Origin of the sequence: Streptosporangium amethystogenes, from assembly GCF_000721075.1 — a bacterium.
GTDB classification, from domain to species: Bacteria; Actinomycetota; Actinomycetes; order Streptosporangiales; family Streptosporangiaceae; genus Streptosporangium; species Streptosporangium amethystogenes.
Map to the genome: position 1 here is coordinate 61,471 of NZ_JOEQ01000022.1, position 22,629 is coordinate 84,099.

The 22,629-nt window shown below is 69.1% G+C and carries 19 protein-coding genes and 1 pseudogene; 6 read left to right on the forward strand and 14 right to left on the reverse strand.

Annotated elements, in window-relative coordinates:
* Window positions 1–17: 17 nt before the first annotated feature.
* Complete coding sequence (locus IG98_RS0127570; RefSeq protein ID WP_037971442.1) at window positions 18–1,019, forward strand: sigma-70 family RNA polymerase sigma factor; 1,002 nt, start codon at window positions 18–20, stop codon at window positions 1,017–1,019.
* A 62-nt stretch (window positions 1,020–1,081) separates the two neighbouring features.
* Window positions 1,082–1,456 (forward strand): VOC family protein, encoded by a 375-nt coding sequence (locus tag IG98_RS0127575; protein WP_030918262.1) that lies wholly within the window; start codon window positions 1,082–1,084, stop codon window positions 1,454–1,456.
* A gap of 87 nt (window positions 1,457–1,543) precedes the next feature.
* On the opposite strand, the gene IG98_RS0127580 is transcribed toward IG98_RS0127575, so the two are convergent.
* On the reverse strand, window positions 1,544–2,137 hold the full coding sequence (locus tag IG98_RS0127580) for an NADPH-dependent FMN reductase (RefSeq protein WP_030918265.1): 594 nt from the start codon (window positions 2,135–2,137) through the stop codon (window positions 1,544–1,546).
* 389 nt (window positions 2,138–2,526) lie between these two features.
* Window positions 2,527–3,033 (reverse strand): MarR family winged helix-turn-helix transcriptional regulator, encoded by a 507-nt coding sequence (locus tag IG98_RS0127590; protein WP_030918280.1) that lies wholly within the window; start codon window positions 3,031–3,033, stop codon window positions 2,527–2,529.
* A gap of 42 nt (window positions 3,034–3,075) precedes the next feature.
* On the opposite strand from IG98_RS0127590, the gene IG98_RS0127595 reads away from it, so the two are divergent.
* Window positions 3,076–3,429, forward strand: coding sequence for a hypothetical protein (locus IG98_RS0127595; RefSeq protein WP_030918283.1), 354 nt, complete (start codon window positions 3,076–3,078; stop codon window positions 3,427–3,429).
* A 36-nt stretch (window positions 3,430–3,465) separates the two neighbouring features.
* Window positions 3,466–3,969: pseudogene (locus IG98_RS49120) on the forward strand (hypothetical protein); the annotation flags it as partial.
* On the opposite strand, the gene IG98_RS50890 reads toward IG98_RS49120, so the two are convergent.
* Window positions 3,920–4,273, reverse strand: coding sequence for a hypothetical protein (locus IG98_RS50890; RefSeq protein ID WP_030918286.1), 354 nt, complete (start codon window positions 4,271–4,273; stop codon window positions 3,920–3,922). The pseudogene IG98_RS49120 and the gene IG98_RS50890 sit on opposite strands and share 50 nt — an antisense overlap.
* A 6-nt stretch (window positions 4,274–4,279) precedes the next feature.
* A complete protein-coding gene (locus IG98_RS0127605) occupies window positions 4,280–5,284 on the reverse strand; it encodes a metallophosphoesterase family protein (RefSeq protein ID WP_030918289.1) in 1,005 nt (334 codons plus the stop codon).
* Between the two features lie 233 nt (window positions 5,285–5,517).
* Between IG98_RS0127605 and IG98_RS0127610 the strand changes: the two genes are divergently transcribed.
* Window positions 5,518–6,528, forward strand: coding sequence for a lytic transglycosylase domain-containing protein (locus tag IG98_RS0127610; protein WP_051753025.1), 1,011 nt, complete (start codon window positions 5,518–5,520; stop codon window positions 6,526–6,528).
* A 131-nt stretch (window positions 6,529–6,659) separates the two neighbouring features.
* On the opposite strand, the gene IG98_RS0127615 is transcribed toward IG98_RS0127610, so the two are convergent.
* The 4 genes from IG98_RS0127615 to IG98_RS0127630 form a co-directional block, all read right to left on the reverse strand.
* Window positions 6,660–7,469 (reverse strand): hypothetical protein, encoded by an 810-nt coding sequence (locus tag IG98_RS0127615; protein WP_030918294.1) that lies wholly within the window; start codon window positions 7,467–7,469, stop codon window positions 6,660–6,662.
* A 264-nt stretch (window positions 7,470–7,733) separates the two neighbouring features.
* Window positions 7,734–9,299 (reverse strand): GMC oxidoreductase, encoded by a 1,566-nt coding sequence (locus tag IG98_RS0127620; protein WP_245651742.1) that lies wholly within the window; start codon window positions 9,297–9,299, stop codon window positions 7,734–7,736.
* 164 nt (window positions 9,300–9,463) lie between these two features.
* Complete coding sequence (locus tag IG98_RS0127625) at window positions 9,464–9,958, reverse strand: carboxymuconolactone decarboxylase family protein (RefSeq protein WP_030918301.1); 495 nt, start codon at window positions 9,956–9,958, stop codon at window positions 9,464–9,466.
* Window positions 9,955–11,034: an NAD(P)H-dependent amine dehydrogenase family protein gene (locus IG98_RS0127630; protein ID WP_030918304.1), complete on the reverse strand. Its 1,080-nt coding sequence runs from the start codon at window positions 11,032–11,034 to the stop codon at window positions 9,955–9,957. The genes IG98_RS0127625 and IG98_RS0127630 overlap by 4 nt, the downstream gene beginning before the upstream one ends.
* Window positions 11,035–11,521: 487 nt before the next feature.
* Between IG98_RS0127630 and IG98_RS0127635 the strand changes: the two genes are divergently transcribed.
* Window positions 11,522–15,169, forward strand: a complete 3,648-nt coding sequence (locus tag IG98_RS0127635) for a CARDB domain-containing protein (protein ID WP_030918307.1) — start codon at window positions 11,522–11,524, stop codon at window positions 15,167–15,169.
* Between the two features lie 171 nt (window positions 15,170–15,340).
* Here the strand turns inward: IG98_RS0127635 and IG98_RS0127640 are convergent, their stop codons facing one another.
* The 6 genes from IG98_RS0127640 to IG98_RS0127665 form a co-directional block, all read right to left on the reverse strand.
* Complete coding sequence (locus IG98_RS0127640; protein ID WP_030918310.1) at window positions 15,341–16,030, reverse strand: response regulator; 690 nt, start codon at window positions 16,028–16,030, stop codon at window positions 15,341–15,343.
* A gap of 2 nt (window positions 16,031–16,032) precedes the next feature.
* Complete coding sequence (locus tag IG98_RS0127645) at window positions 16,033–17,238, reverse strand: sensor histidine kinase (protein ID WP_169750193.1); 1,206 nt, start codon at window positions 17,236–17,238, stop codon at window positions 16,033–16,035.
* A gap of 359 nt (window positions 17,239–17,597) precedes the next feature.
* Window positions 17,598–18,164, reverse strand: a complete 567-nt coding sequence (locus IG98_RS0127650) for a sarcosine oxidase subunit gamma (RefSeq protein ID WP_030918315.1) — start codon at window positions 18,162–18,164, stop codon at window positions 17,598–17,600.
* Window positions 18,154–21,048, reverse strand: a complete 2,895-nt coding sequence (locus tag IG98_RS0127655; protein WP_030918319.1) for a sarcosine oxidase subunit alpha family protein — start codon at window positions 21,046–21,048, stop codon at window positions 18,154–18,156. Before IG98_RS0127655 ends, IG98_RS0127650 begins: the two co-directional genes overlap by 11 nt.
* Window positions 21,045–21,326 carry a sarcosine oxidase subunit delta gene (locus IG98_RS0127660; protein ID WP_030918322.1) on the reverse strand — a complete coding sequence of 94 codons (282 nt, stop codon included), beginning with the start codon at window positions 21,324–21,326 and terminating at the stop codon, window positions 21,045–21,047. Before IG98_RS0127660 ends, IG98_RS0127655 begins: the two co-directional genes overlap by 4 nt.
* A gap of 28 nt (window positions 21,327–21,354) precedes the next feature.
* A complete protein-coding gene (locus IG98_RS0127665; RefSeq protein WP_030918325.1) occupies window positions 21,355–22,575 on the reverse strand; it encodes a sarcosine oxidase subunit beta family protein in 1,221 nt (406 codons plus the stop codon).
* Window positions 22,576–22,629: the final 54 nt, after the last annotated feature.

Below are 22,629 nucleotides of genomic sequence, written 5' to 3' on the forward strand. Positions count from 1 at the left end.
GAGCATATGGTCAGGGGATGGTGGAGACGCTGACCGGCGGAGGTTCCCGGCTGGAGCCGTTCCGGGCCGAGCTGACCGGTTACTGCTACCGGTTGCTCGGCTCCGGCTTCGAGGCCGAGGACGCGGTACAGGAAACGCTGTTGCGTGCCTGGCGGGCGTTCGACCGCTATGACGAGCAACGGGCGTCGCTGCGTACCTGGCTCTACAGCATCGCCACCAACATCTGCCTCGACATGCTGCGCAGCACACAACGCCGGGCCTTGGCCATGGATCTCAGCCGGGCCGCGGACGGCGGACCGAACATCGGTGAGCCGGTGTCGGAGCGGATCTGGATCCAGCCGGTTCCGGACGGTCTCGTGCTGCCGACGGACGGCGATCCGGAAGAGCTGGCCGTGCGACGGGAGACGATCCGGCTGGCGTTCGTCGCCGCGCTGCAGCACCTGCCGCCCCGGCAGCGGGTGGTGCTGATCCTGCGCGACGTGTTGCGGTGGAAGGCCGGGGAGGTCGCGGACCTCCTGGAAACCACCGTCGCGTCGGTGACCAGCGCGTTGCAGCGGGCAAGGTCGACGCTCAGAACGGTTGACGTCGTGCCCGGTGAGCCGTTCCGGCCGTCCGACCCGGGCCAGCGCGAACTGCTCGCCCGCTACTGCACCGCATTCGAGCGTCACGACATCACCGCGCTCGTCGCCCTGCTGCACGAGGACGCGACGATGTCGATGCCTCCCTTCGCCTGGTGGCTTCGCGGTCGCGACCGGATCGAGCGGGCGCTGCTGGACCCGAACGCGTCCTGCGCGGGCGCGCGCCTCGTCCCGGCCGCGGCGAACGGCTCCCCGGCGTTCTGGCAGACCAGACCCGGTCCCGACGGCGTCCACGTGCCCTTCGGGCTGGTCCTCCTGGACGTGTCCGAGGGCCTGATCGGCGGCATCACCACCTACCTGGACACCGACCGGCTGATCCTGCTCTTCGGCGCTCCGGCCGGCTCCTCCCGGCCACCGCGAATGATTCCCGCGCACCGATGAGTTTCGTGACGCCACGGCGTATCACCGTGGACGGCCACTCACAGCAGACCGGAGGAGCGGACATGACGACTGTCCAGCCCATCATCACCACACCCGACCTGGATCGACTGCGGACCTTCTACGAGCGCCTGCTCGGAGCGGTGGAGGCGAGCCGCTTCCCGGATGACGGCCCCACCTTCTTCGTGAACCTGAAGCTGGGTGACTCGGAACTCGGACTGGTCAACGAGGCGGCGGCCGACCTGTCCGCCCCGCAGCGGATCCTGCTGAGCGTGCAGGTCCACGATGTCGACGGCTTGCTGGAGCAGGTCGGGGCGGCCGGCGGACGGGTGCTCGGCCCGTCGACCGACATGCCCTGGGGAGAACGCGTGGCCCACATCCACGACCCTGACGGAAACATGGTCAACCTGACCCAGCACCTCCAGGAGCGCGCCGGTTGAGAGACCGCTGAAGACCGGTGCGGCGCCCCGGCCGGCGCGAGCCGCGCGACCTCATCGGCGATGAGGTCGCGCGGGTCTCGTGAACGCTCAGCTGCCGTCGTCCGGGGTCACGGGGGCGTGCAGCGGGAGCAGCGCGGTCCCGACCAGCAGCAGTTCGTCGAGCAGCTTCTTGGCGGACGCGACCACGGCGTCGGTGGCCTGGAACGTCCCGTCCTCGCCGATGTGCTGGGCGATGAACGGGATGTGGACCGCGTCCTGGACCGGGACCATCCGCAGCGTGGTGACGACCTGCTTGAGCTGCCCGGTCGCCCTGGTCCCGGCCGAGACACCGCCGTAGGAGACGAAACCGACGGCCTTGTGGCGCCACTCGCGGTTGAGGTAGTCGAGGGCGTTCTTCAACACCGCCGGGTAGCCGTTGTTGTACTCCGGGGTGACCAGCACGTACGCCTGTGCCCGGGAGACACGGGCGCTCCAGCGCCTGGTGTGCTCGTTGACGTAGTTGCCGGTCATCGGGTGGTTCGGCTCGTCGAACATCGGCAGGTCGACCTCGGCGAGGTCGACGAGCTCGACCTCGAAGCCCCCGTGGGTCCGGGCGTGGTCGGCGAACCAGGAGGCGACCGCGGCGCCGGCCCGTCCGGGACGGGTGCTGCCGGTGATGATCTGCAGCAGGGGAAGGGACATGGGGTTGCTCCCGTCTGTGGTCATGCCGCCCCGTTCAGGTGATCGAGGGCGGTGATGCTGTGGAGACCGCCGGGCGTGGAACATCGGGGGGCGACGTCGTCATCGGCGCGGTGACGGAGGACTCGCGGCGGGACCGGTTCGTGGTCACTCCCGGTCGACACGTCGTGGATCTCGCATTCGAGCCAGGCCGCGGCGCCGTTCTCGGTGACGGACCGGCCGACATCCGCGAACCGGTCGCCGTACGCGCCGCGAGCCGCCGGCGGAGCGGCCCCTGGTCCGCACCCATGATAGACAACCCCATCCGTGCGCAGGTCGCGGGCCTCGGCCATGCCATCGGGGCTCCCGGCCCCAGAGCGCGACCGGCGGCGGAGTCTCACCCCGCGGCATGCCTAGTCGGTCGAGACCGCGGAGGAGAGGCCGGCCTTCAGGGAGTCCGCCAGCAGGGTCAGGGCGTCCAGGACGCGCGGCCGGTCCTCGTCGAGCCGGGCCAGCAGGACCGCCTCGACGCGCAGCTGGCGTGGGAAGAGGGCGTCGATGACCTTCTCCCCTTCGGGAGTGATGGTGATCAGGGCGACTCGCCTGTCGTTGGGACTCGGCGTGCGGGAGATGTACCCGCGACATTCGAGTTTGGCGAGTGTCTTGCTGACGGCCGCCCGGGACAGGCCATGGTGTTCCGCGATGTGGCGGGCGATGACCGGAGTCCGCGCATAGCGCAGCGGAATCAGCAGGTCGGCCTCGTGCGCGGCGAGGGGAGCTCCCTCGTAGATCGGCTCGATGGCCTGGATCAGCAGCCCGTTGATCCTCTTCAGCAACTCGATGATCTCTCCGGGGGAGGTGTCGAGGCCGGGATGTTCCGCGGCCCACTGGGCCTGGACGGCGGCGGGCGAGGGCAGCACGACGACTCCTTTTTGTTAACCACCGTTACCCTATGAGTGACCATGAGCGCCATCGGCATGGTGTTCCCGTCCGTGATGAGCCTCGGTCAGACGGTCGGGCGCGCCGCTCCCGGTGCCGCCTCGGCCCTGATGGGCGGCCTGCAGTTCCTGTTCGGCGCCATCACGGCACCGATCGTCGGCCTGTTCGGCGAGTCGAGCTCCATGCCCATGGCGGTCATCATCCTCATCGCCCTGCTCCTGGCGGTCCTTAGCCTGGCAGGACTCGCCAGACCCTGGCTCCGCCACGGAGAGATCTCCACCTCGCACCGACCGGGTTCACCCCCCGGGGTCTCGGCGTGGTTCGTACTTCCGTCCGGATGCCGGGAGGATCGCCGAGTACGCGCGGCCTCCGGGTGATGAAACGGTGGAGCCGACCCGGTCACCGGCGGCACCGTCACCGTCGACGGCCGGGCCGTCGAGCTCGGCAGCCCCCGCCGTACCCGGCGGGCCGGGGTGGTGCTCATGCCCCAGGAACGGCACGTCGAGGGCGTCGCCACCGTACTGTCGGTCAGGGAGAACCTGGGCGTCGCCGCCACCGGCAGGACCGCGGTCGCCAGAGTGGTACGAGGCTCGGCGGAGAACGCGATCGTGGCCGAGGAGATCAGAGAACTCGGCATCAAGGTGGCCTCACCCGACTCCGCCGTCGACCACCTGTCCGGCGGCAACCAGCAGAAGGTGGTGCTCGGCCGGTCGCTGCTCTCCGCGCCCAAGTGCTGCTCTGCGACGAGCCCACCCAGGGCATCGACGTCGGCGTCCGCTCCGACATCTACCACCGGCTCCGCTCCACCGCCGACTCCGGGACACCGGTGGTGGTGCTCAGCTCCGACAACGTCGAGCTCGCCGGGCTCTACGACCGGGTGCTGGTCTTCTCCCGGGGGGAGGTCGTCCGCGAGCTGACCGGGGACCAGATCTCCGAGCACGCCATCACCGAGGCGTCCCTCACCGCCGTCACCACCTCGGCGCAGAGCGTCGAGGCCACCGCACGGGCAGGAGGCATCGGCGGGTTTCGCAGGCTGCTCTCCAGCGAGCAGGCGCCCAGCGCGTTCCTCGCCGTCGCGATCGCACGCTTGCCGAGACAGCGTTCGACCAGATCACGGCGCTTGCAGAGGCAGCGGCCGTCCGCCGGATCGCGACGCTCGCGGAGACCCGCGTCGCGATCCGGCGGACGGCCGCCTCGGCTGCCCTCGCGCCCGGGGACCACCCTGCCTCAGCCGGGTGGTCCGGGCAGGACCAGTCCCAACGAGGCCGCCAGGTCGATCGTTCCGCCGGGTGTCGAGCACCGCCTGGCCAGGCTGGTCTGGTCGAGCCGGCCGTTACGGGCCTGGAACAGGTACCGCGCGGCGGGATGCCGTCGCAGTTCGTCCGTGGTGAGCTCGTCGGCGACGCGATACGCCGCGGTCACCAAGGCGGGAAGCGACGACCGCAGATCCGCGGCCCACCTCTCGACCGTCTCCAGCCAGCCGCGTACGGCGGCGTCGGACGTCGCGGAGAATCGCACGATCGTCTCGGTCAGCTCCGGCCAGGTGAGGTCACGCCAGGGCCTGGTCTTCAGGACGGGCAACTGCCACCGGCGCTTGGCGATCGACCAGTGATCCGCGTGCGCCCGCACCGAGTGGACCGTGAATCCCGGCACGCACAGCGCGGTCAGGTTCCAGCCATGGCAGGCACCGGTGTCCAGGCCGAAGATCCTGCCGTCGCGGATCATCGGCTCACGCCCGGTCACATGATGGCCGAACACGACCGGCTTGGCGTCGGTGTAGTGGTCGTGCCAGTGGCCGTCCGGGAACAACGCGGTGAGCTCTCGCTGGCCGCCGGTCGAGCCGCAGAGGATCTCCTCCTTCTGGTCGGCCGGCGAGATTCCGGGCAGCATCGCGGCGTGGACGACCCGGACATGCTCGTTCTCGAAGTAGTAGGGCAGTGTCCGCATCCAGTGGACCGTTTCGGCGTAGTGGTCGCCCAGCTGCAGGCGCGTGATCTCCTGCGCGTAGGAGAAGATCCCGCGCACGTGCTTCCTCTCGTGGTTGCCCATGACCACGACCGAGTTCGGGCGCTCGCGGAAAAGACTGACCACCTCACCGGGCGCCGGGCCGCGGTCGACCAGATCGCCGACGCTGACCAGCAGGTCGTCCGGGCGGAGGTCGACCTTCTCCAGCAGTTCGAGCAGTTCGTCGAAGCAGCCGTGGATGTCGCCGACGATGACGGTACGTCGCACCCCGGCGAGCCTAGGCGGGCAGCTGTCCGGCACGCAAAGGATTATCCGAGGGCCGGTGTGATCACCCCGATCACAGAAAACCCCTGATCACCCACCCGCCCTCGCCACCCTTTTCACCGTGTGCGGCACCTCCCCCCAACGGCGATCGATCAGGCGCGCCCCAGATTCCGATCTCAGACCCGTGGGCGAACATGACCTCCCAGACGGATCGCCGCTCGGGTACGTTGAGGCCGATGAGAGATCAGCGCGCGGAGGTCGTACGGTCCCGGCCGAACGAGGAGACGGTGCCCGCGACGAGCCTGGGTACGGGCCGGTGGCGCGGGAGGCCGGTGGTCGCGGCGCTCGTGGGCCTGGCCGTCGTGCTCTCCGGCTGCACCGCCTCGTCGGGTGCCGCCTCGTCGGGTGCCGTCTCGTCGACTGCGCCAGGCCGGTCACCCGCACCGCCGACTCCGACGTCACAGGCCCCACAGCAGGTGCACGCCCTGCCCGACCCGGGCGCGGCGATTCCCAAGGACCCCGCGAAGCTGGCCCGTTCCCTGACCGGCACCGTCGCGGAGCTCCGAGGCGCCATCGACGACTGGATCCGCGACGGGAACCCCGGCAAGGGGCGGCCCCCCGAGCCGGTGGTGCTGCTGGCCCTGCAACAGCAGCGCGTCTACCGCCATCTGGCCCGCAACCCGGAGGTCGCCTCCCGCACCTACGCCAGGCTGTCGAAGTCCCTGGCCGCGCAGGCGAAGGACAACGTGACGGCCATCCGGAACCTGCTCTCCCTCGTCCACCCCATCAGCGGGGCGGCGAAGTTCCGCGTCCAGCCGGCCAAGCCCGCCGATGTCCTGCTCGGCCACTTCAGGCACGCCGAGCGCCGGTTCGGCGTCGACTGGGAGATCCTGGCTGCGGTGATGTTCGTCGAGACCAAGTTCGGCCGGGTACGGTCACCGAGCCACACCGGGGCCAAGGGACCCATGCAGTTCATGCCGGGCACCTGGGCCGCCTACGGGATGGGCGGCGACATCCAGGACACCCGCGACGCCCTGCTCGCCGCGGCCAACTACCTACATGCCTCGGGGGCACCGCGCGACTACCGGCGCGCGCTGTACGCCTACAACCACTCCTGGGCGTACGTCGACGCGGTGCAACTGCACGCCCGCCAGATCAAGCGGGACATCAGGAACTACTACGCGTACTACAACTGGCAGGTCTACGTGGTCACCACCAACGGCGACCGCCGCCTCACCGGCCCCTGACCCCGGGGTGCTCACCGGCGTTCTTACGAAGAGGTCCGGCCGTCAAGGTGCTCCGCGGGGAATCCCCGATGCGGGAGTCACCGCACCGGGAGGTCCTCATCGCATGGCGTCGCCACCGGGCCCGATGACCGCTACGGCAGGCCGTCCTTGTCCTCAAGCTTGGTGGTCACCTTGTTCGCGGGCGGAGCCTTGATGGAGACCCTGCTCCCCCAGCCGGTGTAGCGGGTCTCGGCGCTGATCGTCTCTTCTTCCGCGCTGGCGCTGTCGAAGATGCCGGCGACCGGGAAGGACGTGGTCAGCTGCTGCGGGAGCCGGTTGCGGTCCACGATGAGCTTGAACGTCACCACGGTCTTGTCGCTCGACCTGATCGGCAGGGTGGCGCGGAACCAGGGCGAGACCTTGGCGAGCCGGCCGAACGTGGTGGTGCCGGTGTAGGTGTTACGGGTCTGCTTGGCCCCCTTGAGCAGAGTGGCGAGGGTCGCCGGCTCGGCGACGTTCACGAGCTGGCTGAACCAACCGGCCACGTCACCGGTCATGCCGTCCGGGCTCTTGTACCAGCTCTTGCCACTCGGCATTTCGTCGCGGTAGGTGCCACCCTGGGAGTAGCTCGTGGTGCCGATCCGGATCGTCCGCCCGGGGACGAACATACCGTTGTACTGCCCGATCCTCGGGTCGACCGGCATCGCGCCCTTCGAGCTGATGTCCGAGGCGACGATCCCGGCCCTGCCGAACTGGAACGAGCCCGTACGCTTGAGGTAGGGCCTGGTCTTACCCTCCTTCTTCTGGGTGCTGAGCTCGGTGAACTTCACGCCCTTACCCGCGACCAACTGGCTCTTCAACGCCTTGACCGGGTCCGCGGGGGCGGGAGCGGCCTGGGCGGGGGCTGCGGCCACGAGCAGGGTGGCCGTGGCCACCGCGACACTCGCGATCACTCGCTTCATGTGGGTTCCTTGGTCGTCCGACAGGGAGGAGAAAAGGAAAGCCTGCCGGACCTTGATCACGAGCGCGTCTCGAAATACGCGATGACCACCAGCGGCGACAGCCGCCTCACCAGCCCTTGACCCGGGGTGCGCTTTCTGACTGACTGCGAGGTGATGCGCTCAAGCAGCCGTCCATGATGCTTGCCTGGATCTTCCCCGTACGTGCGTCTCGCGGAGAAAGGTCGGCCACACGCGCCCGTGGCCGACGACGTCATCGGGTCGTCGCTACAGGTCGGTAGCGATGATCTTTTCGATGTTCCGTTCGGCGAGGGCCGTGATGGTGACGAACGGGTTGACGCTGGTGTTCCCCGGGATCAGTGAGCCGTCGATGACGTACAGGCCCGGGTAGGCGGTGAGGCGGCCGTAGTTGTCGGTGGCCTTGTTCAGGACGGCGCCGCCGAGGGGGTGGTAGGTGAGGGTGTCGTTCCAGATCTTGTAGACGCCGAAGAGGTCGGAGCGGTAGACCGTCCCCTCCTTGGAGTTGATCTTGTCGAAGATGCTCTTGGCCATGTCGATCGACGGCTGCTTCCAGGCGAGCTGCCAGTTCAGGTCGACCTTGCCGGTGGCGGCGTTCCAGCTGAACTGGGCCCGGTTCGGGTTCTTGGTGATCGACAGGTACAGCGAGGCGTAGGTCTCGATCCCGGTGGGCAGCGGGGCGACCTCGGCGAACGCGCCACCGGCGTCCCAGTTGTCGATGCCGGAGCAGGGGATGGTCGACTGGAGACTGCCGGTCGGGTCCCACAGGTGGTTGGCCCGGCCGCACATGACGTTGCCGTTGTCGCCCCAGCCCTTGCCGATCTCGTTGTTCAGGTTGGGCAGCGCGCCGGTGGCCTTCAGCCTGACCAGCAGCTTGCTGGTGCCGACGCTGCCGGCGGCGAAGAACACCCGGTCCGCGGTCACGGTCTTGGTGGTCGTGACGCCACCGGTGGTGTTGAGCTGGTCGATGACGACGGTGTAGCCGCCACCGGCCGCCGGGGAGACCGAGGTGACCTGGTGCAGCGCCGAGACGGTGACCCTGCCGGTGGCCTTGGCCTGGGCGATGTAGGTCTTCTGCAGTGACTTCTTGCCGTGGTTGTTGCCGTAGAGGATCTCGCCGGCCAGCGCCGACTTGGTGACGGTTCCGGCCGCCTCCTGCTTCATGTAGTCCCAGTCGTACACGTCGGGCACGAAGACGAACGGGAAGCCGGAACGCTGGGCGTGCTTGCGGCCGACCCGGGCGAACTGGTAGCAGGGGGTGGTGTCGAACCAGGCCGGGTCGATGTTGCCGACCCCGAGCCCGGCGTTGGCGCGCGGGTAGTAGGTGTTGTACATCTCGTCGGCGTTCACCGACGGCAGGATCGCGGCGAAGTTCGCCCGCTTGGGAGTGACGGCCATGCCGCCGTTGACCAGTGAGCCGCCACCGACGCCGCGCCCCTGGTAGACGGTGATGCCGCCGAACTCCTCGGCGTCCAGGATGCCGGTGTAGCGGGAGATGTCCCGGTCGATCGGGACGCCGATGAAGCTGGTGACGGGCGCCTTGGTCCTGGTGCGGAGCCAGAAGGAGCGCTGGTCGGGCGAGGTCGTGTTGCAGAAGATCTTTCCGTCGGAGCCCGGGGTGTCCCAGGCCATGCCCATCTCGATCATGTGCACATCGACGCCCGCCTGGGCGAGGCGCAGGGCGGCGACGGAGCCGCCGTAGCCGGTGCCGATCACCAGGGCCGGGACATGGGCCCCGGAGGCGATCGGAGCGGCTACCCGCGCGGCTTTTGCCTGGGCTGCGGTGGCGGGAGTCGCGAGGGCCGCGACTCCCAAGATAGAACCGGTTCCAGCGATGAATCCACGGCGCGAAATGCCTGCGGAACCTGCTCTACGCGAGGTTTTGTCACTCATGTGATTTTCCTCACTCTCGGCGTATTGGAACAAGTTCTACATGTTTCCCGGATGTTAATCCACCGCGTACCGGAAAGTAACTTGTGTCAGATCGAGGGCGACCGGCCGCTGGGCAGCACGCACACGGTGTCGAGACCCAGCACGTGGTTGAGCCGGCCGAACGCCAGCCAGGAGCCGATGCTCATGCTCAGCTCCACGATCTCCAGCTGGCTGTAGTGCGCGGTCATCCGGGTCCAGAACTCGTCGTCGAGGCCGTGGTGGTCCAGGGCGTACCGCTCGGCGTACTCGGCGGCCAGCCGGGTGCGGTCGTCGAAGGCGTCGGTGGTACGCCACTCGGTCACCGCGTCGGCGAACTCCTCCTCGACCTTCTGCCCGTCCCGCTCGGTCCGCCAGTCGAGGCAGAAGACGCACCCGTTGATCTGCGCGATCCGCAGCCGGGCGGCCTCGAACTCGCGGAGTCCAAGGGTCGTGTGGGCGTACACCGCCATCGAGAACTTCGAGGCGGCGACCCCGATGCCGGGAACCATCTCCCCCCACACGTAGCCGATCGCGTCCTTGCCCTCGGGGATGTCGATATTCACGGTTCTCTCCTTACGAGTTTGCCGACCGCGGGGCGCAGCGGGACGTCGAGCGCGTCGTAGAGTCCGGGTTCCGCGTCCACCAGCCAGTCGATGGCGCTCACCAGGCGGCCGACCGCGGTGGCGTTCCCACCCGCCGACCGGTTTCCGCCCTCGTCGGTGGCCTCGACCGTGACCTCGATGCGCGGGCGGCCCTCGATGATGACCCGGTGGGCACCGACGCCGTCGGGTGGCATCGGCCAGTCCGGGGCACAGGAGGCGTGGATGCGGGTGACATGCTCGATGACGATGCGGGGTTCGCCCTCGACGATGCCCTGCACCTCGAACCGGACCGCGCCCTGGGTGCCGGCCTCGAACTCGCCCATCGCCAGAGTGCTCACCGTGGCGTCGAGCGCGCGCCGGTCCAGGGTCTCGCGGATCTCGTCGAGTTCGACGCCCAGCGCCCTGGCCATCAGCCGCACCTGCCCGCCCCAGACCATGGTCGGGACCGTCGGCGCGGTCATCGGCGGTTCGTAGTCCATCGGCTGGCCCATGCCGACCAGATAGCGGACCGAGTCCGGCTGGTCGTAGGTGGAGTAGTCGAAGATCTCCTGGCAGCGGATCGCGTCCACGACGGTGCCGAGCCCGCTGATCAGCAGGGGCAGTACGTCGTTGCCCCAGCCGGGGTCGACGCCGGAGACGAAGAGTGAGCCGCCGCCGTCCGCGATGGCGGCCAGCACCGGTTCGCGCAGCTCCGGCGGGGCGCCCCGCTGGTCGTAGAGCGCGTACAGCGAGGGGGTGACGACCACGGCTCCGGCCCGGATCGCTCGGATGATGTCGGCGAGGGCCTCGTCGGGGCGGATGTCGCCGGACGCCGCGTACACCACGGCGTGCGGACGGGTGGCCAGCACCGCGTCGATGTCGTCGGTGGCGGCGATCCCCAGCTCGTGGCCGAGGTCACCGAGGTCGCCCGCGTCGCGGCCGACCTTGTCGGGGTTGTGGACGAGCACTGCCGCGAGTTTCAGCGCCGGATGGGCCTCGACGGCTCGGATGGCCGCGCGGCCGACGTTGCCGGTGCCCCAGACAATCGTGGAGAGCATGCGCGGAGAGTAGCAAGCGCTTGGTTTGGTGTATAGTGCCGCCGCCGGCGCACCGTTCCGAGCTGCGAGTTCGGACCTGACGCGTGCGGAGGGACTCCCCTTCGCGACCACGGCGACGCTGTGGCACCGGAGGTGGCCCGGCAGGCTGACGGCGATGACGTGCTCAGGCAGGCGATCAAACGCCGATCCCCGGCGCGGCGTTCACAGGCGACAGAACCGGCCTCGGCCAACGCCACCCGCGCACTCACACCCGGTGTCGGGCCGGTTCGGCACGCCGTTTTTCGGCCGTTGACGCGGTCGTAGCACGTATGTAACCTTTGGCCAACACTACGCAAGAATCTTGCAAAGAAAAGTTCTTTTTCTCGCGGCTCTTCGCAACTTCAGGAATGCGCTGCGCCCATGCACCTGCCCCCCATCCGTGTGCGGTGAAGGCGCGCGCCTTCACGCCTCGGCCCTGTCGTGCTCGACGAGAGATGGAAGAACGCGAATGAGAAAACCGTACGGACCGTTACGGCTGGTGGCGGCCATGCTGGCAACCACGGTCGCCGCCGGTCTGCTCGTCACGGGGTCGGTCGTGCCGGCCTCCGCCGCGGGCGGACCCAACCTGTCGCCGGGCAAGGCGACCCAGGCCGGCACCTCCACCGCCGAGTACCCGGTGTCGGCCATCAACGACGGCGATCAGAACACCTACTGGGAGAGCGCGAACAACAGCTTCCCGCAGTGGGCGCGGATCGACCTCGGCACCGCCACGAGCGTCGACCGGATCGTGCTGAAGGTGCCCGCCCCGGCCACCTGGCAGACCCGAACCCAGACCCTTTCGGTCCAGGGCAGCTCCGACGGCACCGGCTACAGCACGGTGGTGGCCTCGGCGAACCACACGTTCGACCCGGCGACCGGTAACAAGGTCACGATCGACTTCAGCGCCGCGACCTACCGGTACTGGCGCGTCAACATCACCGCCAACACCGGCTGGCCCGCCGCGCAGATCTCCGAGTTCGAGATCTACGCCGCCGCCGGCGGCGGCGACACCGAGAAGCCGTCGGCCCCCGGCAACCTCGCCTTCACCCAGCCGGCCCCCGGCCAGATCAAGCTGACCTGGAACGCCTCGACCGACAACGTGGGCGTCACCGGGTACGACGTCTACGCGGGCAACCAGCTCCGGGGCAGCGTCGGCAACGTGCTGACCTACACCGACGACCAACCGGCGTCGGCGACCGTGACGTACTTCGTGCGGGCCAAGGACGCGGCGGGCAACGTCTCGGCCAACAGCAACACGGTGACCCGCAACGGCACCGGCGATCCCGGTTCGAACCTGGCCATCGGCAAGGAGACGGTCGAGTCCGGCCACGTGCACACGTTCGTCGCGGCCAACGCCAACGACAACAGCACGGCCACCTACTGGGAGGGCAACGCCGGTTACCCGAACACGCTGGCGGTCAGGCTCGGCGCCAACGCGAGCGTCAGCTCGGTCGTGCTGAAGCTGAACCCGGACGCCGCCTGGGGCACCCGTACCCAGAACATCCAGGTCCTGGGCCGGGAGCAGAACGCCACGGGCTACACCAACCTGGTGTCGGCGCAGAACTACACCTTCAACCCGGCCTCCGGTGGCAACACGGTGACGATCGACGTCAACGCCACCGTCGCCGACGTCCAGTTGAAGTTCAACGGCAACACCGGCGCGCCCGCCGGGCAGGTCGCCGAGTTCCAGGTCATCGGTGTCCCCGCGCCGAACCCCGACCTGACGGTCTCGGCTCTCAGCTGGTCCCCGAACGCGCCGATCGAGACCAACCCGATCACGCTGACCGGCACGGTGCGCAACATCGGCACCGCCGCCTCCGGCGCGACCACTGTCAACTTCTACCTCGGCGGTACGCTGGCCGGCACCGCTCCGGTCGCCGCTCTCGCGGCCGGCGCCCAGGCCACGGTGACCGCGAACATCGGCACCCGCGGCGCGGCCGGCTACTCCGTCAGCGCCAAGGTGGACGAGTCGAACACGGTCTTCGAGCAGAACGAGGGCAACAACGCCTTCACCGCGGCGTCGCAGCTGGTGGTCACCGAGGCTCCCGGCCCCGACCTGCAGGTCCTCGGCATCAGCTCCAACCCGCCGAACCCGGCGGTCGGCGCGGCGGTCACGTTCACCGTGGCGGTGAAGAACCGAGGGAACACCGCGACGGGCGCGACCACGGTCACCCGGCTGACAGTGGGCGGCACCACGCTCAACACCAACACCCCGTCGATCGCCGCCGGCGCGACGGTCAACGTGGCCGTCAGCGGCAGCTGGACCGCCACCAGCGGCGGTGCCACCATCACCGCCACCGCCGACGCGACCAACGTCGTCGCCGAGACCAACGAGACCAACAACACGTTCTCCCAGGCGATCGTGGTCGGCCGCGGGGCGGCGGTTCCGTGGGTCGAGTACGAGGCCGAGGCCGCCAGGTACCAGGGCACCCTGCTGACGGCCGATCCGCTGCGTACCTTCGGGCACACCAACTTCGCCACCGAGTCCTCCGGGCGGCAGTCGGTGCGGCTGAACGGCACGGGACAGTTCGTCGAGTTCACCTCGACCAACTCCGCCAACTCGATCGTGGTGCGCAACTCCATCCCCGACGCGCCGAACGGCGGCGGCATCGAGGCCACCATCAGCCTGTACATCAACGACGCCTTCGCCAGGAAGCTGACCCTCTCGTCGCGGCACAGCTGGCTGTACGGGAACAGCGACGGCCCGGAATCCCTGACGAACACCCCGCAGGCCGACGCCCGACGGTTGTTCGACGAGTCGCACGCGCTGCTGTCGTCGACCTACCCGGCAGGGACCAGGTTCCGGTTGCAGCGCGACGCGACCGACACGGCCTCGTTCTACATCATCGACCTGATCGACCTGGAGCAGGTGGCACCACCGGCGAGCCAGCCGGCCGGTTGCACCTCGATCACGGCGTACGGCGCGGTGCCCAACGACGGGCTCGACGACACGGCCGCCATCCAGCGGGCGGTGACGGACGACCAGAACGGGGTCATCGGCTGCGTGTGGATCCCGGAGGGACAGTGGCGGCAGGAGAAGAAGATCCTCACCGACGACCCGCTGAACCGGGGTCAGTTCAACCAGGTGGGCATCAGCGACGTCACGATCCGCGGAGCGGGGATGTGGCACTCCCAGCTGTACACCCTGACCGAGCCGCACCTGGCGACCGGCGGCATCAACCACCCGCACGAGGGCAACTTCGGCTTCGACATCGACGACAACGTCCAGATCTCCGACATCGCCATCTTCGGCTCGGGCCGCATTCGCGGCGGCGACGGCAACGCCGAGGGCGGGGTGGGGCTGAACGGGCGGTTCGGCAAGAACACCAAGATCTCCAACGTGTGGATCGAGCACGCCAACGTGGGCGTCTGGGTCGGCCGTGACTACGACAACATCCCGGAGCTGTGGGGGCCCGCCGACGGGCTGGACTTCAGCGGCATGCGCATCCGCAACACCTACGCCGACGGCATCAACTTCAGTAACGGCACGCGGAACTCGCGGGTGTTCAACTCGTCGTTCCGCACCACCGGCGACGACTCCCTGGCGGTCTGGGCCAACCGGTACGTCAAGGACCCTGCGCTGGACATCGGGCACGACAACCGGTTCGTCAACAACACCATCCAGCTGCCCTGGCGGGCGACCGGTATCGCGATCTACGGCGGCTACGGCAACAAGATCGAGAACAACCTGGTCTACGACACCATGAACTACCCGGGCATCATGCTGGCGACCGACCACGACCCGCTGCCCTTCTCCGGGCAGACCCTGATAGCCAACAACGCGCTCTACCGGTGCGGCGGCGTCTTCTGGAACGAGGACCAGGAGTTCGGAGCCATCACGCTCTTCGCGGCGAACCGGGACATAACCGGTGTCACCATCCGGGACACCGACATCCACGACTCGACCTACGACGGCATCCAGTTCAAGACGGGGGGCGGCAACATGCCGGGCGTCGCGATCACCAATGTGCGGATCGACAAGTCCAACAACGGTGCCGGCATCCTGGCGATGAGCGGTGCCCGCGGCAGCGCGACGCTGACCAACGTCACCATCACCAACTCGGCCAAGGGCAACATCGCGAAGGAACCGGGGTCGAGCTTCGTGATCACCCCCTAGGCACCTGAGAACGACCGGCCATGCGGTGTGCACCCGCATGGCCGGTCGTGCCGGTTCCAGGACGAGGTACGGCGCCGCCGCGACGGGGATGCCGACCCGGCATGACGACAACGAGGCCGAACCGTGGGCGGGGAAAGCGCGGACGCGCTACCCGTCGCGCCGGCAGCCGGGTCAGCCCGCGGGTCGGCGCGAGGTGACCAGTCCGCAGTCGTAGGCGGTGGCGACGACATGGGCTCGGCTGGACAGGCCGAGTTTGCTCATCGCGCGGTTGAGGTGAGTTTTCACGGTGGCCTGACTCAGGCACAGCTTCTGGGCGATGTCATGGTTGGACAGCGTCTGGCCGACCAGGGTGAAGATCTCCAACTCGCGGGCGGTCAGCGCGAAAAGCTGGGACGTGTCATGATCGGGCGCCTCGGGCGGGGCGAGTGTGAACGCCTCGATCAATCGCTGGGTACTGGTGGGCGACAGCAGGACGTCCCCGGCCGCGACAGTGTGAATGGCGGACAGGAGGCGCTTGGCCGGGGTCTGCTTGAGCAGGAAGCCGGAGGCTCCGGCGCGCAGCGCCTGGTAGACGTACTCATCGATGTCGAAAGTGGTCAGGATGAGTATCTGCGGGGTACGAGACGCGTCGCCGTCGGCCAGGCTGTCGGCCAGGATGCGCTTGGTCGCGGCGATGCCGTCCATGCCGGGCATGCGGATGTCCATCAAGATCACATCAGGGTGAGTGGCGGCGGCGCACTGGACGGCCTCGTGACCGTCCGAGGCCTCACCGACTACTTCAAGGTCCGGGGCGGCGCGCAGGAGGGCGGTCAGTCCGGCCCGGATGAGTTCCTGATCGTCGGCTACCAGAACCCTGATCATCGTCACCTCTCGCTGGTTGGGGTGGAGGGTTCCCGGCCGGGACGGGTGAGCAGGGGAAGGGTCGCCACGACCTGGAATCCGCCCGTAGGGCGAGGGCCGGTGGTGATCGTGCCCTGGTACAGCTTGACTCGCTCGGTCATGCCGATCAATCCCTGGCCTGGTGTGTTCTGGATCACTTCGACCGGTTGGCCGATACCGAGGCGACCGTCATCACACACCTGTAATGTCAGGATGCTCACGTCGTAGATGAAGGTCACCCGCACCCGGGTAGGAGCAGCGTGTTTGACGACATTTGTCAGGCACTCCTGGATGATCCGATAGACGCACAGATCCAGCCCCTGGGGCAGGGGCTTCTCCTTGCCGGTCACGGTCACCTCCACCGTCACCCCGGCTGTGCGCACCCGTTCGATCAGTGTTCCCAGGTCCCCCAGTCCCGGTGTCACGTCGTAGCGTGTCTCCCGCTCGTCGTCGGCCCCGATTCGCAGAATCAACAACAGCAGTCGCATCTCGTCCAGGGCCTCACGGGTGGTGTCCGCGATGGTGGCCAGTGCCGTGCCGGCGGTGGTCGGATCGGTTGACAGCACGTACTGGCCCAGTTCGGCCTGGACCGCGACCACCGACAGATGATGGGCGACCACGTCGTGCAGTTCGCGGGCGATCCGCGTTCGCTCCTGAGCCACCGCCAGCCGGGCCTTGTTCTCCTGCTCGTCACGCAACCGCTGAGTCAGTTCGGTGAGCAGCCGGTTGCTCTCGATGACCATTCGGGTGGCGCTACCGAAAGCCCAGGTGAAGCCGACGGCCATCAGCGGCCACACGACGGCCATCCAGAACTTGGTGCCGGGGAACGCCATCGAGGAGCACCACCACAGGCCGAAGGTGAGCACCGCCCCGGCCAACGACACCGCCACGGAGCGCTGGACGGCCACGGCGTACAGCACCAGCAGCGTCCCCATCTTGTTCACCTGGGAGTGGTAGCCGAGTGTCAGATGAACCAGGGACATCGCGCACGAGATCATCAGCACCGTGCACGGCATCCGCCGTCGCAGGGCCAACGGCATGTTCACCGCGATGGTGAGTGCGAGCGACAGGCCGTCCGGCGGACGCGTCCCGTACCTGATGTCGCTGAGTTCCCACATCCACATGATGACGGTCAGCGCCACCGCAATCACAGTGTCGACGAGCAGTGGACGCGCTGTGAGAAATCTCAACCAAGATGTCCTCGCATAGCTGTACATCAGCGCATGCTAGTCATATTCCCCCTGGCTGACACTCCTCTCCCTGCCATATACCGCAGGAGGTGTACAAGGCATAACACGGCAGGTGTAGAAGAAAACAAACTTTGCACAGTATGTGATGGGTATGCCACTCGGGTAGCTTTTTGAGTGAGGTTCCACCCCGTTGAAAGTTATCGCGATCCTCTTTTTGCGGAGGCAGAGAGGATTCGCGCCGACAATCCGTTCATGACCATGATCTGGACCACCTCAGACCCCGACCCCGGGGAAAGGCTCGAAAATGCTCTCGCATTCACGGGCCGGTGGGTCGGGGTCCAGGTGGGCCCAACCCGTTGTCAGGCGAACTCGGTCATCGCGTCGAGCAGCCACCGGGCGACGTAGTCGGCGAAGGAGGCGCGGGGCAGGATCAGGTACGTCGAGGGACCGGACTGCCAGAGCAGCACGGGCACCGGTCCGAGCGTGGTCGTCACCGCGTCGCCGGGACCGAACGACCGGGGATGAAGGTCGGCTGGACAGCCCTTCTCCAGCACCTGACGCGCCGTGGCCCCGCTGAGCTCAAGAATCGTCCGGTTCGCCGACACGTCGACCACCGTGCCGGGGTCACCCGCCAGGGCCTCGACGAGGTCCGCCACCAGCGGGCCGGGTTCGGCCGACGAGACCACGAGCCATTCGTCCGGCCCCAGCCACAGGGCGGTGTGCGCTCCCGCCCGAGCGGTGTCCGCGACCCGCTCCGGCAGGCCGGCCCCCAAGGCCGCCCCGATCCGGTCGAAGGCCGCGGATCCGGGTGCCACCCGGACGGAGACCATGGTCGAGAACGGCAGCTCCCGCAGTGACCCGCCCCGGGCACCGCGCATCCGGTCCTCCAGATGCGCCAGCGGGCTGCGCCGTAGTTCAGCCGTCACGCCTGTTCCCTTCGGGGTCGTACAGCACGGGCCCGGCGACCAGGACCTCGACCGGGGAGTCGCCCACCTGTGCGATGAGGGTCTCCCCGATCCGGTCCCGGCCGCCGGCGACGAGCGCGAGGGCGAACGGCCGGCCGAGCGCCTCGCTGTGGTAGCTGGAGGTGACGTGCCCGAGCATCGGGACGGGCCCCCGCTCCGGGGTGACCGGCGTGTCCGGCGCGATGATCTGCGTGCCCTCGGGCAGCCGGGTCACCCGGTCGACCGGCAGCAGGCCGATCAGGTGCCTGCGGTCGGCCCGCGCGGTGTCCGCCCTGGTGTAGGAGCGGTTGCCGATGAAGTCCTTGCGTTTCGAGACCACCCAGTCCATACCGGCGTCCTGCGGCGTGACGGTCCCGTCGGTGTCCTGCCCGACGATGGGATAACCCTTCTCCGCGCGGAGCACGTGCATCGTCTCGGTGCCGTAGGGCGTGATGTCGAGGTCCGCTCCGGCGGCGTACAGCTGCTCCCAGACGGCGAGGCCGTACCAGCCCGACACGTTGATCTCGTAGGCGAGCTCGCCGGAGAAGGAGATCCGGCAGATCCTGGCGGGTACGCCGGAGGCCAGCGTGGTCTCGCGGAAGGTCATGAACGGGAACGCCTCGGCCGAGACGTCCAGGTCCGGGGCCACCCGCGCGACCACCTGCCGCGACTTCGGGCCCACCACCGCGATCGTCGTCCACTGCTCGGTCACCGAGGTGCAGTACACGTCCAGCTCGGGCCACTCGGTCTGCAGCCACTCCTCAAGCCAGTCGAGGACACCGGCCGCACCGCCGGTGGTGGTGGTGAGCAGGAAGCGGTTCTCGTCGAGGCGCAGGTTCACGCCGTCGTCCAGGATCATGCCGTCGGGCTTGCACATGACCCCGTACCTGGCGGAGCCGACCGGCAGTCTCCGGTGGGCGTTGGTGTAGACGCGGTCCAGGAACTCGCCCGCGTCGGCGCCGCAGACCTCGATCTTGCCCAGTGTGGAGGCGTCCATCATGGCGACGCCCCGCCGGGCGGCCCGGCTCTCGCGGGCGACCGCCGCGTCGATGTCCTCACCGTCCCTCGGGAAGTACCGGGGGCGCAGCCACTGCCCGACGATCTCGAACCTGGCGCCGTGCGCGACGTGCCAGGGGTGGATCGGGGTGGTCCGTTCGGGGTCGAAGAGGTCGCCCCGCTCGCGCCCGGCGAGGGCCGCGAAGGAGACCGGGGTGTAGGGCGCACGGTAGGACGTCGTGCCGATCTCTCCGGGGGTGCCGCCAAGAGCGGCGGCGAGCACGCCGATCGCGTTGACGGCGGAGGTCCTGCCCTGGTCGTGCGCGGTGCCGATCGAGGTGTGACGCTTCACGTGTTCGATGCCGCGCAGGCCCGCACCGGTCGCCCGCCAGACGTCGGCGACGGTCTGGTCGCGCTGCAGGTCGACGAAGTGCTCGTGCCAGTCGGCCGGCTCCCCCCTCCGCCCCGGCACCAGCCAGAGCTGCCGGACCGGCCCGTACTCGCCGGTGGCCGCCCGCCCCACCGGGGCCTCGGCCTCGATCGGGAACCCGGCGGCCACGGCGGCCGCGACTCCGGCCTCGGTGCCCTCCTCAAGGCAGCCGCCGAGGTCGAAGGTGCCCCGGGCCGAACCGGCCACCCGCTGGCCGCGGACGGTCCCTTCGGGGACGAAGGCCGCGAGCACCTCGTCCCAGCGCAGCCTGCCCTGCCGCTGGCTGTGCAGGTGTACGACGGGGCTCCAGCCGCCGGAGACGGCGAGCAGGTCACACGCGATGGTCTCGACATCGGCCTCGACGTCGCCGCCGAGCAGTCCGTCCTCGTCCAGCGCGCCGACCAGGACGCCGTCGACCCGCGAGGCGCCGGTCGTCTCGACGACCGCGCTGCCCGGCACGACACGCACCCCGGTCCCGGCGACCTCGGCCGCGCGCGGCGACAGGGTGGGACGGGCGTCGATCACGGCCGCCACCTCGACTCCGGCCGCGACCAGGTCGGTCACCGTGTCGTACGCGCTGTCGTTGGTGGTGCTCACCACGGCGCGGGAGCAGGGCGCCACCGCGTACCGGTTGAGGTAGCCGCGCACGGCCGAGGCCAGGAGGACCCCGGGACGGTCGTTGCCCGCGAAGACCAGCGGACGCTCGTGCGCGCCGGTGGCGATCACGACCCGCGCCGCCCGGATGTGCCAGACCCGCCGGCGGGACATGCCCTCGGGGGCCGGGTGACCGAGATGGTCGGTGCGGTGCTGGACGGCGACGACGTAGTTGTCGTCGTAACTTCCGAAGGCGGTGGTGCGGCTGAGCACCGTCGCCTCGGGGGCGGATTCGAGTTCGGCCACGACTTCGCGTACCCAGTCCAGGGCGGGCGAGCCGTTCACCGTCTCCTCCCGGCAGGAGAGCAGCGATCCCCCCGGCTCGGACTGCTCGTCGAGGAGGATCACCCGGGCGCCCGACCTGGCGGCGGCCCAGGCCGCGGCGAGCCCCGCCGGGCCGGCACCGACGACCAGGACGTCGGTGTGCGCGAACTTCTTGTCGTAGACGGCCTCGTCACCGGTGGGGTCGAGCCGGCCCAGACCGGACAGCGTCCGCACGGCCAGCCCGTCGACGAGGGAGACCGTGGTGGCCGGGAGCATCGACTCCGAGCACCGCCCGAGAACCTCAAGCAGCGCGTTCGGCTCCTCGACGCCGGCCGCCACGATGCCGCGTGGGCGCCCTCGGTAGATCGAGGGGGCGACGTCGAGCCTGCCCGCGGCCAGCATCGCCGAGGCGACGGTGTCGCCCGGGTGGCCGGTCAGCTCCTGGCCGTCGACGGTGAGGCGGAGCACCGTGTCGCGGTCGATCCGGCCGCCGGACGGGAGCCGGTGGGGCTGGGCGCTCATCGCGATCCTTCCGGGCGGGGGTCGGTGGGCCGGTAGACGGCGAGCACCCGGTAGCTGGTGGTGTCCCGCATGACGTTGAACCAGCGGCGGCAGCCGGTGCTGTGCACCCAGCGCTCGGCGAAGGGGCCCTCGGGGTTGTCGCGGAAGAAGAGGTACTCGGCCCACTCCTGGTCGGTCAGGTCGGCCGGGACCTGCGGGTAGCGGACGTGGGCCTGCCCGCCGTAGTGGTACTCGGTCTCGTCCCGCGGCCCGCACCAGGGACAGTCCAGCAAGAGCATTCGGTGGCTCCTTCGCGAGGTCGCGGGGTCAGTGGGCCACGGCCGCGGCGCCGTGCTCGTCGATGAGGGCGCCGGTGGTGAACCGCTCCAGGGAGAACGGCGCGTTCAGCGGGTGCGGCTCCCCGGTCGCCATGGTGTGGGCCATGGTCCATCCGGCCGACGGGGTGGCCTTGAAACCGCCGGTCCCCCAGCCGCAGTTGACGTAGAGGTTCTCCACGGGCGTCCTGCCGATGATGGGCGAGGCGTCGGGGGAGACGTCGACGATGCCGCCCCAGGTACGGAGCACGTGCGCACGGGCGAAGATCGGGAACAGTTCGATCGCCGCCGCCATCTGCCTCTCGATGACGTGGAAGGAGCCGCGTCGGCCGTAGCCGTTGTAGGAGTCCACTCCGGCGCCCATGACCAGCTCGCCCTTGTGCGCCTGCGAGACGTAGACGTGTACGTGGTTCGACATGACCACGGTGGGGTGGACCGGCTCGTACAGCTCGGAGACCAGTGCCTGCAGCGGTTGCGACCGGACCGGCAGCCGGAAGCCGGCCTGCTCCGCCAGGACGCCGCTGTGACCGGCGGCGGCCAGGCCGACCACCCCGGCGTTGACGGTGCCCCGGGTGGTGCGCACGCCGACGACCCGGTCGCCGTCCTTGACGAAACCGGTGACCGCGCAGTTCTGGATGAGGTCCACGCCCAGCGCGTCCGCGGCGCGGGCGAAGGCCCAGGCCACGTGGTCGTGCTTAGCGATGCCCGCCCGGGGCTGGAGGGTCGCGCCCAGCACCGGGTAGCGGACGTCCGGGGAGATGTTGACGATCGGGCACACCTCGGCCACCTCCTCGGCGTCGAGCCACTCCGCGTCGACGCCGTTGAGCCGGTTGGCGTCGACCCGGCGGCGGGCCTCGCGGACGTCCTGGAGGGTGTGGGCGAGGTTGAGCACACCCCGCTGGCTGAACAGGAAGTCGTAGTCCAGTTCCTCGGGCAGCCGCTCCCACTGCTTCAGCGCGAACTCGTAGATCCCGGCGCTCTCGTCCCACAGGTAGTTGGAGCGGATGATCGTGGTGTTGCGGGCCATGTTCCCACCGGCCAGCCAGCCCTTCTCCAGCACCGCCACGTTGCCGATGCCGTGGTTCCTGGCCAGGTAGTAGGCGGTGGCGAGCCCGTGCCCGCCGCCGCCCACGACGATCGCGTCGTACGACGGCTTCGGCTCCGGGTTGCGCCAGAGCAGGGCGGGGTGCTCGGGGAGCGGGTTCGTGGTCACGCCGAGGCTCCGTTCGGGTCGAGGCCACCTAGTAAACTATTGATATATCAGTTA

Excerpts from the sequence above, each read along its gene's own strand:
- IG98_RS0127570 (WP_037971442.1), top strand. The coding sequence starts at position 18 with ATGGTGGAGACGCTGACCGGCGGAGGTTCCCGGCTGGAGCCGTTCCGG.
- IG98_RS0127575 (WP_030918262.1), top strand. The coding sequence starts at position 1,082 with ATGACGACTGTCCAGCCCATCATCACCACACCCGACCTGGATCGACTG.
- IG98_RS0127580 (WP_030918265.1), bottom strand. The coding sequence starts at position 2,137 with ATGTCCCTTCCCCTGCTGCAGATCATCACCGGCAGCACCCGTCCCGGA.
- IG98_RS0127595 (WP_030918283.1), top strand. The coding sequence starts at position 3,076 with ATGAGCGCCATCGGCATGGTGTTCCCGTCCGTGATGAGCCTCGGTCAG.
- IG98_RS0127610 (WP_051753025.1), top strand. The coding sequence starts at position 5,518 with ATGAGAGATCAGCGCGCGGAGGTCGTACGGTCCCGGCCGAACGAGGAG.
- IG98_RS0127615 (WP_030918294.1), bottom strand. The coding sequence starts at position 7,469 with ATGAAGCGAGTGATCGCGAGTGTCGCGGTGGCCACGGCCACCCTGCTC.
- IG98_RS0127630 (WP_030918304.1), bottom strand. The coding sequence starts at position 11,034 with ATGCTCTCCACGATTGTCTGGGGCACCGGCAACGTCGGCCGCGCGGCC.
- IG98_RS0127635 (WP_030918307.1), top strand. The coding sequence starts at position 11,522 with ATGAGAAAACCGTACGGACCGTTACGGCTGGTGGCGGCCATGCTGGCA.
- IG98_RS0127640 (WP_030918310.1), bottom strand. The coding sequence starts at position 16,030 with ATGATCAGGGTTCTGGTAGCCGACGATCAGGAACTCATCCGGGCCGGA.
- IG98_RS0127655 (WP_030918319.1), bottom strand. The coding sequence starts at position 21,048 with ATGAGCGCCCAGCCCCACCGGCTCCCGTCCGGCGGCCGGATCGACCGC.
- IG98_RS0127660 (WP_030918322.1), bottom strand. The coding sequence starts at position 21,326 with ATGCTCTTGCTGGACTGTCCCTGGTGCGGGCCGCGGGACGAGACCGAG.